Below are 14,274 nucleotides of genomic sequence, written 5' to 3'. Positions count from 1 at the left end.
GTCGGCGAGGGGCGCCGCGGCCAGGCGCCAGCCCGGGCCGCGTCCGGGATCGAGATCGGCGCCGAGGGTGGCGGCCCACGCCAGCGGGTCGCCCACCGGTCCGGGCGCCAGCGAGAGCGGATGGGCGCGGGTGTTGCGTTGCCAGGCGCGCCGGGCGCCCGGGACGCGGGGTTCGCGGACCCGGCGGCCGAGGGGGCCGACCCGCAGGCGGTCGTGGATCGCCCGCAGGACGGCGGGGTCCATGGGTTCGGCGGTGCGCCACAGCCCCTGGAGGGCGATCGGGGTGCCCAGCCCGCGGTGGGTGCGCAGGAAGATCTCGTCGACGACCGACAGGCGGTCCATCAGCGCTGCTCGGCGCTGCCGTGCCTGCCCGCGCCCGCGGCGAAGCGCCGCGCGCCGTCGAGGGCGCCGTCGGTCAGGGCGGCGAGGCCGTGCCGGAACTCGTTGCGCAGCGCCGATTCCTCGGAGCGGCCGTGCTGTTCGAGCACCGACGCGCGATCGCTGCGCAGGCACGTCTGCGGCAGGGTGGCCAGCTGGGCGGCGAGTTCCTCGGCGACCCGGCGGGCGTCCCCGTTGGGGACGACCCGGGTGACCAGGCCCATCTGCAGCGCCTCGGGCGCGCCGACCGCGCGGCCGGTCAGGATCATGTCCAGGGCGCGGCCCTCGCCGATGATGCGCGGCAGCCGCACGGTGCCGCCGTCGATGAGCGGCACGCCCCAGCGGCGGCAGAACACCCCGAACGTCGCGTCCTGTTCGGCCACGCGCAGGTCGCACCACAGCGCGAGTTCGAGGCCGCCCGCGACCGCGTAGCCGGACACCGCCGCGATGACCGGTTTGCTCAGGGTGAGGCGGGTCGGCCCCATCGGGCCGTCGCCGTCCTCGGTGGCCACGTTCCCGTCGGGGGTGCCGAGGGCCTTGAGGTCGGCGCCCGCGCAGAACGTGCCGTGCTCGCCCCAGAGCACCGCGACCGAGGCCGCCGGGTCGGCGTCGAACGCGCGGAACGCGTCGGTCAGCGCGCGTGCCGTCGGCCCGTCGACCGCGTTGCGCGCCTCGGGCCGGTCCAGGATCACCGTGGTCACCGGGCCCGCATGTTCGACACGCACACTCATGCCTCGACCATACGGCCCGCCGTCCCTTGTGTGAAGAAGTGAATCCGTGATTCACTTCTTGACGTGGTGTACCGCAGGACCCCGGCCGTGCAGGCCCGCCTCGACGCGCAACGGGCGCTGATCGTGGCGGCCGCCACCCGGGTGCTGTCCGAGGCGGGTTACGCCGGGCTCTCCATGGCGGCGGTCGCGGCGGCGGCGGGCGTGGCGACCGGCACCGTGTACAAGCAGTTCGCGGGCAAGGACGACCTCGTCGGCGCGGTCTTCTCGGTGGTGGTCGCGCGCGAGGTCGAGGCGGTGCGCGGCGCGGTCGGCGCGGGCGGCGCCGTCGCGCGGGTGACCGCGGCGGTGGAGACCTTCGCCGGCCGGGCCATGAAGAACCCGCGGCTGGCCTACGTCCTGCTCGCCGAGCCCGTCGACGCCGCCGTCGACCAGCAGCGCCTGCGGTTCCGTCGCGCCTTCGCCGCCGTCTTCGCCGACGCCGTCGCGGCCGGCGTGCGCACCGGCGAACTCGCCCCGCAGGACCCGGCGGTCAGCGCGGCCGCCCTGGTCGGCGCGATCGGCGAGGTGCTCGTCGGCCCGCTCGCGGCCGGTCCGCCCGCCGAGGCCGTCGTCCCCGAACTCGTCGCCTTCGCCGTGCGCTCGCTCGGCGCCACCCCGCAGTAGAGGAGTCTGCCCCGTGATCACGCACGAAGTGTTCAACCAGGTGCCCGACCTCGTCCCCTTCGACGTCTCCCGGAATCCGGCGCTGCTCGAGGGCCTGCACCGCGAGGGCGCGGGCTGGGCCGAGGCCGAGGTCCGCGAGCTCGGCGCGCTCGCGGGCGCCCGCACGGCCCAGGAATGGGGCAGGCTGGCCAACGAGTACCCGCCGGTCCTGCACACCCACGACCGCTGGGGCCACCGGGTCGACGAGGTCGAATTCCATCCCGCCTGGCACGAACTGATGACGGTGGCGGTCGCGCACGGCCTGCACGGATCGCCCTGGCTCGACCCCACGCCGGGCGCGCACACCGCCCGCGCCGCGAAGTTCTTCACCTGGGGCGCCGCCGACGCCGGGCACATGTGTCCCATCTCGATGACCTACGCGGTCGTGCCCGCCCTGCGCCACAACGCCGAGCTCGCGGCCCGCTACGAGCCGCTGCTCGGCTCGCGCGTCTACGACTTCGGTCTGCGCGAGCCCTCGGGCAAGGCCGGTCTCATCGCGGGCATGTCGATGACCGAGAAGCAGGGCGGCTCCGACGTGCGCGCCAACACCACCACCGCGACCCCGCAGCCGGACGGCTCCTACCGCGTCGTCGGGCACAAGTGGTTCACCTCGGCGCCCATGTCGGACATGTTCCTCACCCTGGCCCAGGCCCCCGGCGGCCTGTCGTGCTTCCTGCTGCCCCGGGTGCTGCCCGACGGCACCCGCAACCCGATCCGCATCCAGCGGCTCAAGGACAAGCTGGGCAACAAGTCCAACGCGTCCTCGGAGATCGAGTACGAGAACGCCACCGGCTGGCTGGTCGGCGACGAGGGCGCCGGAGTGAAGACCATCATCGAGATGGTCAACATGACCCGCCTCGACTGCGTCATCGGTTCGGCGACCGGCATGCGCCAGGGCGCGGTCGCGGCCGTGCACCACGCGCGGCACCGCAAGGCGTTCGGCGCGTACCTGATCGATCAGCCCGCCATGCGCAACGTGCTGGCCGACCTCGTCATCGAGTCCGACGCGGCGACCACGGTCATGATGCGCCTCGCGGGCGCCACCGACCGCGCGGGCGGCGATCCGGCCGAAGCCGCCCTGCGCCGCATCGCCCTCGCGGTGACCAAGTACTGGGTGTGCAAGCGGGCGCCCGCCCACGCCGCCGAGGCCCTGGAGTGCCTGGGCGGCAACGGCTACGCCGAGGAGTCGGGCATGCCGCGGCTGTTCCGGGAGTCGCCGCTCATGTCGATCTGGGAGGGCTCGGGCAACGTGGCGGCGCTGGACGCGTTGCGCGCCATGGGCCGCCAGCCCGAGACCGTCGAGGCGTTCTTCGGGGAGGTGAACCTGGCCCGCGGCGCGGACCCGCGCCTGGACGACGCCATCGACCGGGTCGGCAAGGAACTGGCCGACCTGAGCGACATCGAGTACCGGGCCCGCCGGGTCATCGAGCTCATGGCGCTGGTCCTGCAGGGCGCTCAGCTGGTACGACACGGTCACCAGGCGGTGGCCGACGCCTTCTGCGCGACCCGCCTCGCCGGGGACTGGGGCATCGCCTTCGGCACGCTACCGACCGGTATCGACACCGCGGCGGTAGTCGAACGCGCCTTTGCCTGAATGGCTTTCGGTCGTGCGGGCTATGCTCGCTGCCATGTCCGATGCCGAAGCGCGCTCGACCGAAATCCTCTTCTCCGAAGCACCGACCTCCGAGATCCCGGTGATCTCGCGGGCCGATGCCACGGCCGTCCCACCCACCCGTGATCAGGAGACGCCCGGCATCGCTGATCCCCGCCGCTGACCCCCGGTACGGTGCGGGGGTGACCTCGCCCGGCCCCGCCCGGCCCGCTCAGCTGGCCGGGCGCATCCTCGACCGGCTCGGTGCCCGCCCCGCGGACGGGCACCGCTACGTCGTCGGCATCGCGGGCCCGCCCGGCGCGGGCAAGTCCACGCTGGCCGCACGGCTCGTCACCGCGCTGAACCACGCGGCCGGCGACGGCTTCGCCGGGCTCGCGCCGATGGACGGATTCCACCTGCCCAACGCCACCCTGCGCGCCCGGAACGCCCTGGCCCGCAAGGGCGAACCGGACACCTTCGACGCCGCGGGTTACGTGGCCGCGCTGCGGCGGGTCCGCGACACCCCTCTCGGAGTGCCCGTGCCCTGGCCCACCTTCGACCGGGCGCTGGACGAGCCGACGCCGGGCGGTGCGGTGTTCACCGGGCACACCGTGGTCATCACCGAGGGCAACTACCTGCTGCTCGACGAGGCCGAGGCGCCCGGCTGGTCCGGCGTGCGGGCCCTGCTCGACGAGACGTGGTACGTCGACGCCGATCGCTCCCGGCTCACCGAGCGCCTGCTGGCCCGGCACCGGGCGGGCGGGCGCGACCCGGAGGCCGCCCTGCGCAAGGTGCGCGACAGCGACCTGCGCAACGCCGAACTGGTCGCCGCGAGCAGGCCGCGCGCCCAGCTCGTCCTGGTCGCCGACGGCGACGGCTACCGCATTTCCGCGCCCTGACGGCGCGCTTGCCGCCGATCCGCTCCGGCACGGCCGATCATGAACCGATGACCGACCAGCCGCGCCGGAGCACCCGCGTCCGCAATCTCGTCGCCGGGGTGGTGTGCGCACTGCTGTTCTTCTACGGGGTGCCGCTGCGCTGGGACATCGGCGGCGACAACATCGCGTCCCAGATCCTGGCGCTGATCTGCTTCCTGATCGGCCTCGGCGGCCTGATCTGGCTCATCGCCCGGCGGATCCGGCACTACCTGCGCGATCCCGAGGCGATGGGGTCGCGCATCGACAGCATCCTGCTGCTCGTCTTCGTGGCGGTGGTGTTCTTCGCCCAGTTCTACTACCGGCTGGAGATCCACGACCCCGCGGAATTCTCCGGCCTGGCCACCCGCACCGACTCGCTGTACTACACCGTGGTCACCCTCGGCACCGTCGGCTACGGCGACGTCCACGCGACCGGACAGGTCGCGCGGATCGCCACCATGGCCCAGATCGCCTTCGACCTGGTCATCATCGGCACCCTGCTCACCATCTTCACCTCCGCGCTGACCCGGCGGCTCGAACGCGCCGCCGACCGGGCCGCGGCCGCGAAGCTCAGCGGTGCGACCGATACCACTCGATGAGCGCGTCGGTCGACGAATCGCCCTGGTCCACCGGCTCGTCGGAGGCCAGCAGGGGCGCCAGCGCCAGCGCCTGCTGCTTGCCCAGCTCCACGCCCCACTGGTCGAAACTGTCGATCCCCCAGATCACCCCGGACACGAACACCTGGTGCTCGTAGAGCGCGATGAGCTGACCCAGCGTCGACGGGGTCAGCCGCGGCGCGAGGATGGTGGTGCTCGGCCGGTTGCCCGGCATGACCTTGTGCGGCACCAGCTCCGGCGCGGTGCCCTCGGCGGCGATCTCCTCGGCCGTCTTGCCGAAGGCCAGCACCTTGGTCTGGGCGAAGAAGTTGCTCATCAGCAGGTCGTGCATGCTGCCGGACCCGTCGCGGGTCGGCGCGTCCTCGGTGGCGCGGGCGAAACCGAGGAAATCGGCCGGGACGAGGCGGGTGCCCTGGTGCAGGAGCTGGAAGAACGCGTGCTGGCCGTTGGTGCCGGGTTCGCCCCAGAAGATCTCGCCGGTCGACGTGGTCACGGGCGTGCCGTCGGTGCGCACGGACTTGCCGTTGGACTCCATCGTCAGCTGCTGCAGGTAGGCGGGGAAGCGGGCGAGGTCGTCGGAGTAGGGCAGGACCACCCGTGACTCCGCGCCGAAGAAGTTCGAGTACCAGACGCCGAGCAGGGCCAGCAGCACCGGCGCGTTGGATTCGAACGGCTCCTCCACGAAATGCCGGTCCACCGCGTGCATCCCGGCCAGGAACTCGTCGAAGCGGTCCGGACCGATGGTCACCATCACCGACAGGCCGATCGCGGAGTCGACCGAGAAGCGGCCGCCGACCCAGTCCCAGAAGCCGAACATGTGCTCGGTGTCGATCCCGAACTCGGCCACCCGATCGGCCGCGGTCGACACCGCGACGAAGTGCTTGGCGACCGCGTCCTCGCCCAGCGCCGCCACCAGCCAGCGGCGCGCCGCGGTCGCGTTGGTCAGCGTCTCCAGGGTCGAAAAGGTCTTGGAGGCAACGATGAACAGCGTCGTCGCCGGGTCGAGGCCGTCGAGCGCGGACAGGATGTCGGCGGGGTCGACATTGGAGACGAACCGGGCCGAGATCCCGGCGTCGGCGTAGAAGCGCAGCGCGCGATGGACCATGTCCGGGCCGAGGTCCGAGCCGCCGATGCCGATGTTGACCACGGTCGTGATGCGCTCGCCGGTGGCGCCGCGCCACTCGCCGGAGCGCACCGCGTCGGCGAAGGCGCGCATCCGGGCCAGCACCCCGTGCACCTCGGCCGCCGCGTCGGCGCCGTCGATGTCCATGTGCGCGCCCGCCGGGAGCCGCAGCGCGACATGGCCCACCGCGCGGTCCTCCGAGGTGTTGATGTGCGCGCCGGCGAACATCTGCGCGCGCCGCTCGGCGACCCCGGCCTCGTGCGCCAGCTCGGCCAGCAGGCCGAGCGTCTCGCGGGTGACTCGATGCTTGCTGATGTCGACGTGCAGATCGCCGACCCGCACGACCAGTTCGCGGCCGCGGTCGGGGTCCTCGGCGAAGAACTGCCGTAGGTGTCGGTCCGCCACGGTGCGGTGATGATCCTGCAGTTTCCGCCAGGCCGCCGTCGCGGTGATGTCACTGCTCACCCGGCCGAGTCTATGGCGCGCGGGCGGGTCCGTCACCGCAGGCCCGAAACTCCCCGCGCGGCTTGCGGTATCCGCCCCGCACGCGCCGTGGTTTCTCGTGAAGCCGGCCCGCCGGGGTCGCGCGCTTCTAGGCTGGGGGTCATGGTTGCGATGCGCGAAGTTCTCGACACGGTGCCCTCGGGCCTCTGGATCGACGGTGCCTCGGTGCCCGCGGAGGGCGGGGCGTCCTTCGGCGTGACCGACCCGGCGACCGGTCAGGAGATCGCCCGGGTGGCCGACGCCAGCCCCGCCGACGCGATGCGCGCGCTGGACGCGGCGGTCGCGGTCGGCGCGGACTGGGCCGCCCGGCCCGCCCGCGAACGCGGGGAGATCCTGCGGCGGGTCTACGAGCTGCTGATCGAGCGGAGCGAGGAATTCGCCCTGCTGATGACCCTGGAGATGGGCAAGGCGCTCCCGGAGAGCCGCAACGAGGTGCGCTACGGCGCCGAGTTCTTCCGGTGGTTCGCCGAGGAGGCGGTCCGGGTGCACGGCCGCTACCTGCACGCGCCGTCGGGGACCGGGCGCATCATGGTGCACAAGCAGCCGGTCGGGCCGTGTCTGGCGATCACGCCGTGGAACTTCCCGCTGGCGATGGGCACCCGCAAGATCGGCCCCGCGCTCGCGGCGGGCTGCACCATCATCGTCAAGCCCGCCTCGGCGACCCCGCTGACCATGCTGGCGCTGGCGAAGCTGTGCAGCGAGGCCGGCCTGCCCGACGGCGTGCTCTCGGTGATCACCTCCCGCCGCTCCGGCGCGGTCACCGCCCCGCTCATCGCCGATCCCCGCCTGCGCAAGCTGACCTTCACCGGGTCGACCGAGGTGGGCAAGACCCTGGTCGCGGCGTCGGCCGACCGGCTGCTCCGCACCTCCATGGAACTGGGCGGCAACGCCCCCTTCGTGGTGTTCGACGACGCCGACGTCGACGCCGCGGTGTCGGGCGCCATGCTGGCCAAGCTCCGCAACGGCGGCGAGGCGTGCACCGCCGCCAACCGCTTCCACGTCCACAACAGCGTGCGCGAGGAGTTCACCGCCAAGCTGGTCGAGGCCATCTCGTCCTCGGTCGTCCTCGGCCCCGGCACCGACCCGGCGACCACGCTCGGCCCGCTGGTCAGCGAGGACCAGCGCGACATCGTGCGCGAGCTGGTCGAGGACGCCGTCGCCCACGGCGCCAAGGTGCTCTGCGGCGGCGAGACGCCCGAGGGTCCCGGCTGGTACTACCCCGCCACCGTCCTCGCCGACGTCCCCGCGCAGGCGCGCATCCTGCGCGAGGAGGTCTTCGGCCCCGTGGCGCCCATCATCGGCTTCGACACCGAGGAGGAGGGCCTGGCCGCCGCCAACGACACCCGCTACGGCCTGGTGTCCTACGTCTACACCCGCGACCTCGACCGCGCCCTGCGCGTCGCCGAGGCCCTGGAATCGGGCATGGTCGGCGTCAACCGCGGCGTCATCTCCGACCCCGCCGCCCCCTTCGGCGGCATCAAGGAATCGGGCTTCGGCCGCGAAGGCGGCACCGAGGGCATCGAGGAGTACCTGGACACGAAGTACATCGCCCTCTGACGCTCCCGGCGGCAGCCGCGCAGCCGCGCAGCCGGGTAGCCGCGCAGCCGGGTAGCCGCGCAGCCGGGCAGCCGCGCAGCCGGGCAGCCGCGTAGCCGGGCAGCCGCGTAGCCGGGCAGCCGCGTAGCCGGGCAGCCGGGCAGCCGGGCGGGCAGGCAGGCAGGCGCGCAGGGAGGAGACAGGCAGGCGCGCAGGCAGCCAGGCGCGCAGGCAGCCTGGCAGCCGGACAGCCGGGCAGGCGGGCAGCCGGGCAGGCGCGTAGCTCGGCAGCAAGGCGGCCGCGCAGCCCGGGCAGGTAGGTAGGCGCACAGCCACCCACGACGGGCCGACCCCGAGGAGGCCCCGCCGCGCAGCGGCGGTCGCGGCCGCCCCGCCGAACAGCGACGCGAGACAATGCGCCGCAGGCGCGAGTATCGCGTCGCTGTTCGACGGGGCCCGAAGGGCCGCGACTCGAGCGCGCCGGCGCTCCACCGACACAGCAAAACCGCCCCGGGGTGTTTGACACCCGGGGCGGCCTTTTCGGAGGCGACGATCGCTCGTCGCGTGGTTCGAGTGGCTGCGCTAGCGGCCGAGGCGGCCGCGGCCGAGCCGCAGCAGGAGCATGGCGAGGGTGTGGCCCTCCTGGCCCAGTTCGCTGAAGCGTTCGAGGACCTTCATCTCGCGGCTGTGCACGAGACGGGGGCCGCCGGAGGCCATGCGGGTCCGGCCGATGATGCGCGAGATCTCGGTGCGGCGTTTGATCGCGGCGAGGATCTGCGAGTCGAGCTGGTCGATCTCGAGGCGGAGCTTTTCGATCTCGGCCTCGGACTGCGGCAGCGCAGCCTCGGGGGCGGACTCCGACCCGGCGGTGGTGGCAGGGGTGCTCATCATTCATCTCCTCGTGTCAGAACCAAGATCGGTCGAGTTGGCGCTGCCGTTACCCCGATCCGTTCCTGCACCCCGAAAATCCGGTGGGTGGTAGAAGCGCTGACCATACGGCCAGTCTGCCACGCGGGGGAATCTGTGCAAAACAATGTTGTTTGTGAATCACCTGTGAAGATCGGGTTGGCCCGGTGTCGGTGCCCGCCGGTAGCGTGGACGGACAATGGACACCACGGTCGCTTCCCCCACGTCAGCCGATTCCCGCGAGCCCGCAAACGCGGCGCAGTCGCAACCGGACAGCGGCCGTTCCGTGACGTCGGGCGGCGGGCTGGCGGAGTCGGCGGCCCGGCATTCGGCCGAGCAGGAGCAGCGGCGGCGGGAGCGGGCCGAGCGCCGCGCGGAGGAGACCGCGCGCCTGCTCGACGGCCTGAACCCGCAGCAGCGGGCGGCCGTGGTGCACGAGGGCACGCCGCTGCTGATCGTGGCGGGCGCGGGCTCGGGCAAGACCGCGGTGCTCACCCGGCGCATCGCCTATCTGCTGGCCGCGCGCGGGGTGCAGACCGGTCAGATCCTGGCCATCACCTTCACCAACAAGGCCGCCGCGGAGATGCGTGAGCGGGTCGCCGGGCTGGTCGGCCCGCGCGCGGCGAACATGTGGGTGTCCACCTTCCACTCGAGCTGCGTGCGCATTCTGCGCATGCAGGCGGCGCTGCTGCCGGGCCTGAATTCCAACTTCTCCATCTACGACGCCGACGATTCGCGCCGCCTGCTCACCATGATCAGCCGCGATTTCGACATCGATCAGAAGAAGTACTCGGCGCGGCTGCTCGCCACCGCCATCTCCAATCTGAAGAACGAGCTCATCGACCCGGAGAAGGCGACCGCCGACGCCGAGTCCGACGAGACCGAACTCCCCGGCCTCGTCGCCCGGGTCTACACCGAGTACCAGCGCCGGCTGCGCGCGGCCAACGCCCTCGACTTCGACGACCTGATCGGCGAGACGGTCGCGCTGCTGCAGAGCCACCCGCAGGTCGCCGAGTACTACCGCCGCCGCTTCCGCCACGTCCTGGTCGACGAGTACCAGGACACCAACCACGCCCAGTACGTCCTGGTGCGGGAGCTGGTCGGTCACGGCGGCGCGGACGGCGAGGACGCCGTGCCGCCGAGCGAGCTGTGCGTGGTGGGTGACGCCGACCAGTCGATCTATGCCTTCCGCGGCGCGACGATCCGCAACATCGAGGAATTCGAGCGGGACTTCCCGGACGCGGAGACCATTCTGCTCGAACAGAACTACCGCTCCACCCAGCACATCCTCTCGGCCGCGAACGCGGTCATCGCGCGCAACGAGGGCCGCCGCGAGAAGAAGCTGTGGACCGATTCCGGTGAGGGCGAGCTGATCACCGGCTACGTGGCCGACAACGAGCACGACGAGGCCGCCTTCGTGGCCAAGGAGATCGACCGCCTGGTCGACGCGGGTGACGCCAACTACGGCGATGTCGCGGTGTTCTACCGCACCAACAACAACTCCCGCGCGCTGGAGGAGATCTTCATCCGGATGGGGCTGCCCTACAAGGTGGTCGGCGGCGTGCGGTTCTACGAGCGCAAGGAGGTCCGCGACGTGGTCGCCTACCTGCGCGTGCTCGAGAACCCCGACGACGCGGTGAGCCTGCGCCGCATCCTCAACACCCCGCGCCGCGGCATCGGCGACCGGGCGGAGGCCTGCGTGGCGGTGCACGCCGAGCAGCGCGACATCGGCTTCGCGGCGGCCCTGCGCGACGCGGCCGACGGCAAGGTCGCCCTGCTCAACACCCGCGCCCAGCGGGCCATCGCGGGCTTCCTCGACCTGCTCGACGAGATCCGCGCGGCCGGGCGGCGCGCCGACAGCGACTACCCCGACGTCGGCAATGTCGTCGAGGCGGTGCTCGACCGCACCGGCTATCGCGGGGAGCTGGAGGCCTCCGACGACCCGCAGGACGGCGCCCGGCTCGACAACCTCAACGAACTGGTCAGCGTGGCGCGCGAATTCAGTTCCGAGGCGTACAACAACGCCGAGGCGGCCCGTGCCGAGGGCCTGGTGCCCGAGGCCGACGACGGCGAGCCCGAGCCGGGTTCGCTGGCGGCCTTCCTGGAGCGGGTCTCGCTGGTGGCCGACACCGACCAGATCCCGGACGAGGGTTCCGGCGTGGTCACCATGATGACCCTGCACACGGCCAAGGGCCTGGAGTTCCCGGTCGTGTTCGTGACCGGCTGGGAGGACGGCCAGTTCCCGCACATGCGCGCGCTGGGCGATCCGACCGAGCTCGCCGAGGAGCGCAGGCTCGCCTATGTCGGGATCACCCGCGCGCGGCAGCGGCTCTACCTGACCCGCGCGGTGGTGCGTTCGGGCTGGGGGCAGCCGGTGTCGAACCCGGAATCGCGGTTTCTGCAGGAGATCCCGGGGCACCTCATGGACTGGCGCAGGCTGGAGCCGGTGTCGTCCCCGCAGCGCGGGACGCGTCGTCGCGGCGAGGACTCCGGGTTCGAGCGGGACTGGACCCGCGGCGACGGCTGGGACCAGCGGCCCGGCGTGCGCGGCGGCTCCGGCCCCCGCAGGCCCGCGCCCGGCGGCGGTGGCGGCGGCGTCAAGCGCAACAACACCGATCTCGTCCTCGCCGTCGGTGACCGGGTCAGCGACGACAAGTACGGTCTGGGCCGGGTCGTCGCCGCCGACGGGGTCGGCCCGCTGGCGACGGTGACCATCGACTTCGGCACCGCAGGCAAGATCCGGCTGATCCCGCAGTTCAGCCGGACCCTGGTCAAGCTGTAGGGGCTAGTGCGGGAGCAGGTCGGCCAGCGCCTCGTCCAGTGACGGGTAGCGGAAGCGGAAGCCTGCCTCGCGCAGCACCGTCGAGGTGGCGTGCCTGCCGGTGAGGCCGAGGGCGGCGTCGGTGCGCAGGAGGATCGCGCCGAGGCGCAGCACCGCCGCGGGGGTCGGCGGGGCGGGCGGCCGGTGCAGGCGGCGGCGCAGGGTGCGCATGAGGTCGCGGTTGCGGACGGGGAAGTCAGTGGCGGCCACCAGGATTCCGTCGGGCAGCGTCACCCGGGGGTCGAGGCCGAGGGCGGCGCGCACGATCGCCAGCCAGTCCTCGACGTGGATCCAGCTGAACCACTGCGTGCCCGGCCCGACGCGGCCGCCGAGGCCGGCGCGGGTGAGCAGGCTCAGGCGCCGCAGGGCGGGCGCGGCCGGGTCGAGGACGATGGAGGTGCGCAGCACGGTCCAGCGCGCGGCGACGGCGGGGTCGAAGGCGCGTTCCCACGGCTCGGCCACGCCGGTCATCTGCGGCAGGCCGGTCGGCAGGGGAGTGGTCTCGGTGCAGCGGGTCTCGCCCGCGTCGGACCAGATCGCGGTGGTGCCTGCCTGGATCCAGTAGTCGACCGGTGTGCTCCGGCGCGCGGCTGCGGCGACCAGCGCCGCGGTGGAATCCACGCGACTGGCGCGCAATTCGGCGATGTTGCGTTCGGTGGGGCGGCAGTCGACCAGCTTGCCCGCGAGGTTGATCACCGCGACCCGCCCGGGCCCGGCCAGCCGGGCCGCCCAGTCGCCGACCGACCTGCCGTCCCATTCCTCCTGCGGGAAGGGCAGTTCCGCGGTGCGGCGGCGGGTCAGCAGCACGACCCGCTGACCCCGGCACACCAGGTCGGCCGCGACCTGCCGACCGAGCGCGCCCGTGCCGCCGGCGATCACCGCGGTCAGCGCGTCCGGGGTGGGCGCGAGCCCGGCCAGCCGGGCCAGGCGCGAGAAGTTCACGCGCACATCGTTTTCCAGGAACGGCGCGACCACCGCCCGCGCGGCGGGGGCCGAGGCGCCGGAGAAGGTGACGTCCTGGCTGATCAGGGTGCCGCCGTCCCGTGCGGCGAGCCGCCATCGGATCCGCAGGAGTCCCGCGGGTTCGGGCTGTTCGAGGACGATCTCCCGCTCCGGCTCGTAGGTCGTCACCGTGAACGGCTCGGCGAAGCGGCCGTGGACGCGCGCCGAAACCGGCCCGGCGGGAAGGTAATCCCCCGTAGCGCCGACCGCGACCGGCGCCCGCATGCGCACCGAGCGAATTCCCGGATTCCACTCCGGCCACCGTGCGGGGTCCCCCAGCACCCGCCACACCGCTGCCGGCGTCAGCGAGAGAAACTGCGAGTACGTCGTCGTACCAGGCATAGCCCGAACGCTATCGGCGCCGATGTACCGAGGGAAGCGTGTCAGTGCTCACGTCCCCCCGTGAGACGCCCGCCCCAGCCGCCCGGCCCCGTCGGGAATCGGTGAGTGTCGCGCCCGCCCCGACGGCCCGGCCCACCGGGCCGACCGGGAACAGCCCGAGCGATGTCGCACGCCACGCCGACGGCGCGAGCACGACGGGCCGACTCGCGCGGAGTCTCAGCGGGCGTGGCGCCTGACTCGGCGGCTGGGCCACCACACGCCGACCTCGCGAAGGGCCGTGTCGCACCCGGCTGACGGCGGCCCGGCCCGTCCGGGTTGGCCCAGCTCTCGGCGCGAGGGTCGGCGAACCGGCTACACCATGCCGACCCGGACGAGTCCGTCGGCAGTAGCGCCCACGGCTGCCGACCACCGCTGCCGCCCAAGACCGCCGACCCGACCCACCGGGGCCGACCCCGAGGAGGCCCAGCGAGCGCAGCGAGCGTCGCGGCCGCCCCGACGACAACGACGCGAGACCATGCGGCGCAGCCGCGAGTCTCGCGTCGTTGTCGTCGGGGCACCGAGGGCCGCGACTCGAGCGCGCCAGCGCTCCAATGTTTCAGTCCCGCAGGACGCCCAGGCTGATGCCGCGGGTGGCGAGCCACGGGATGGGGTCGATCTTGTCGGTTCCGTTGAGCCAGACCTCGAAGTGGCAGTGCGGGCCGGTGGAGAAGCCGCGGTTGCCGACGGTGGCGATCTGGTCGCCCGCCATCACCCGCTGGCCCTGGGACACGGTCGCGGTGTCGATGTGGCCGTAGATGGTGATGGTGCCGTCGTCGTGCAGCAGGCGGACCCACATGCCGAAACCCGAAGCGGGACCGGCCTCGACGACCGTGCCGTCGGCGACCGCGTAGATCGGGGTGCCGATCGGGGCGGCGACGTCGATGCCGAGGTGCTGGACGCCCCAGCGGGCGCCGAAGGTGGAGGTGAAGGTGCCGGTGGTGAACTTCGCGAACAGCGGGCGGTATTTCGCGGCTTCCTGGGCGGCCAGGTCCTCGGCGTAGCGCGCGCCCTTGGCGAGCATGTCGTCGAACTGGTTGCGGGCGGTGGTGCCCGCGACGTCGAGGA

General features: G+C 72.9%; 12 protein-coding genes and 1 pseudogene. 7 read left to right on the top strand and 6 right to left on the bottom strand.

The window, feature by feature from the left end; all coding sequences use genetic code 11:
• Nucleotides 1-342: pseudogene (locus ON36_RS23410) on the bottom strand (hypothetical protein); the annotation flags it as partial.
• Nucleotides 342-1,109 carry a crotonase/enoyl-CoA hydratase family protein gene (locus tag ON36_RS23405; protein ID WP_043657649.1) on the bottom strand — a complete coding sequence of 256 codons (768 nt, stop codon included), beginning with the start codon at nucleotides 1,107-1,109 and terminating at the stop codon, nucleotides 342-344. The gene ON36_RS23405 and the pseudogene ON36_RS23410, both read right to left, overlap by 1 nt.
• A gap of 63 nt (nucleotides 1,110-1,172) precedes the next feature.
• Here ON36_RS23405 and ON36_RS23400 point away from each other — a divergent pair, with 63 nt between their 5' ends.
• Genes ON36_RS23400 through ON36_RS23385 form a run of 5 tightly spaced genes read left to right on the top strand, consistent with a single transcriptional unit; the run spans nucleotide 1,173 to nucleotide 4,918 of the window.
• Nucleotides 1,173-1,772 (top strand): TetR/AcrR family transcriptional regulator, encoded by a 600-nt coding sequence (locus tag ON36_RS23400; RefSeq protein ID WP_043657647.1) that lies wholly within the window; start codon nucleotides 1,173-1,175, stop codon nucleotides 1,770-1,772.
• 13 nt (nucleotides 1,773-1,785) lie between these two features.
• Nucleotides 1,786-3,405: an acyl-CoA dehydrogenase family protein gene (locus tag ON36_RS23395; protein WP_043657643.1), complete on the top strand. Its 1,620-nt coding sequence runs from the start codon at nucleotides 1,786-1,788 to the stop codon at nucleotides 3,403-3,405.
• A gap of 34 nt (nucleotides 3,406-3,439) precedes the next feature.
• The gene (locus ON36_RS35555) at nucleotides 3,440-3,586 is read left to right on the top strand and encodes a hypothetical protein (RefSeq protein ID WP_169334728.1); all 147 of its coding nucleotides are present in this window, start codon (nucleotides 3,440-3,442) and stop codon (nucleotides 3,584-3,586) included.
• Between the two features lie 19 nt (nucleotides 3,587-3,605).
• Nucleotides 3,606-4,301 (top strand): nucleoside/nucleotide kinase family protein, encoded by a 696-nt coding sequence (locus ON36_RS23390; protein WP_052314279.1) that lies wholly within the window; start codon nucleotides 3,606-3,608, stop codon nucleotides 4,299-4,301.
• A 47-nt stretch (nucleotides 4,302-4,348) separates the two neighbouring features.
• The gene (locus ON36_RS23385; protein WP_052314278.1) at nucleotides 4,349-4,918 is read left to right on the top strand and encodes a potassium channel family protein; all 570 of its coding nucleotides are present in this window, start codon (nucleotides 4,349-4,351) and stop codon (nucleotides 4,916-4,918) included.
• Here the strand turns inward: ON36_RS23385 and pgi are convergent.
• The gene (gene pgi / locus ON36_RS23380; RefSeq protein ID WP_043657640.1) at nucleotides 4,890-6,524 is read right to left on the bottom strand and encodes a glucose-6-phosphate isomerase; all 1,635 of its coding nucleotides are present in this window, start codon (nucleotides 6,522-6,524) and stop codon (nucleotides 4,890-4,892) included. The two genes, ON36_RS23385 and pgi, sit on opposite strands and share 29 nt — an antisense overlap.
• Nucleotides 6,525-6,665: 141 nt before the next feature.
• Here pgi and ON36_RS23375 point away from each other — a divergent pair, with 141 nt between their 5' ends.
• A complete protein-coding gene (locus ON36_RS23375) occupies nucleotides 6,666-8,120 on the top strand; it encodes an NAD-dependent succinate-semialdehyde dehydrogenase (protein ID WP_043657637.1) in 1,455 nt (484 codons plus the stop codon).
• A gap of 561 nt (nucleotides 8,121-8,681) precedes the next feature.
• On the opposite strand, the gene ON36_RS23370 is transcribed toward ON36_RS23375, so the two are convergent.
• Complete coding sequence (locus ON36_RS23370) at nucleotides 8,682-8,987, bottom strand: chorismate mutase (protein WP_043657656.1); 306 nt, start codon at nucleotides 8,985-8,987, stop codon at nucleotides 8,682-8,684.
• Nucleotides 8,988-9,204: 217 nt separating this feature from the next.
• On the opposite strand from ON36_RS23370, the gene ON36_RS23365 reads away from it, so the two are divergent.
• Complete coding sequence (locus ON36_RS23365) at nucleotides 9,205-11,787, top strand: UvrD-helicase domain-containing protein (RefSeq protein WP_043657634.1); 2,583 nt, start codon at nucleotides 9,205-9,207, stop codon at nucleotides 11,785-11,787.
• Nucleotides 11,788-11,790: 3 nt separating this feature from the next.
• On the opposite strand, the gene ON36_RS23360 is transcribed toward ON36_RS23365, so the two are convergent.
• The gene (locus tag ON36_RS23360; protein WP_083885334.1) at nucleotides 11,791-13,170 is read right to left on the bottom strand and encodes a DUF1731 domain-containing protein; all 1,380 of its coding nucleotides are present in this window, start codon (nucleotides 13,168-13,170) and stop codon (nucleotides 11,791-11,793) included.
• A gap of 595 nt (nucleotides 13,171-13,765) precedes the next feature.
• A partial coding sequence (locus ON36_RS23355) for a M23 family metallopeptidase (RefSeq protein ID WP_043657631.1) occupies nucleotides 13,766-14,274 on the bottom strand: 509 nt, incomplete at its 5' end.

Source organism: Nocardia thailandica NBRC 100428 (assembly GCF_000308795.1).
GTDB classification, from domain to species: Bacteria; Actinomycetota; Actinomycetes; order Mycobacteriales; family Mycobacteriaceae; genus Nocardia; species Nocardia thailandica.
This window is presented reverse-complemented; position numbering and strand designations above follow the sequence as displayed.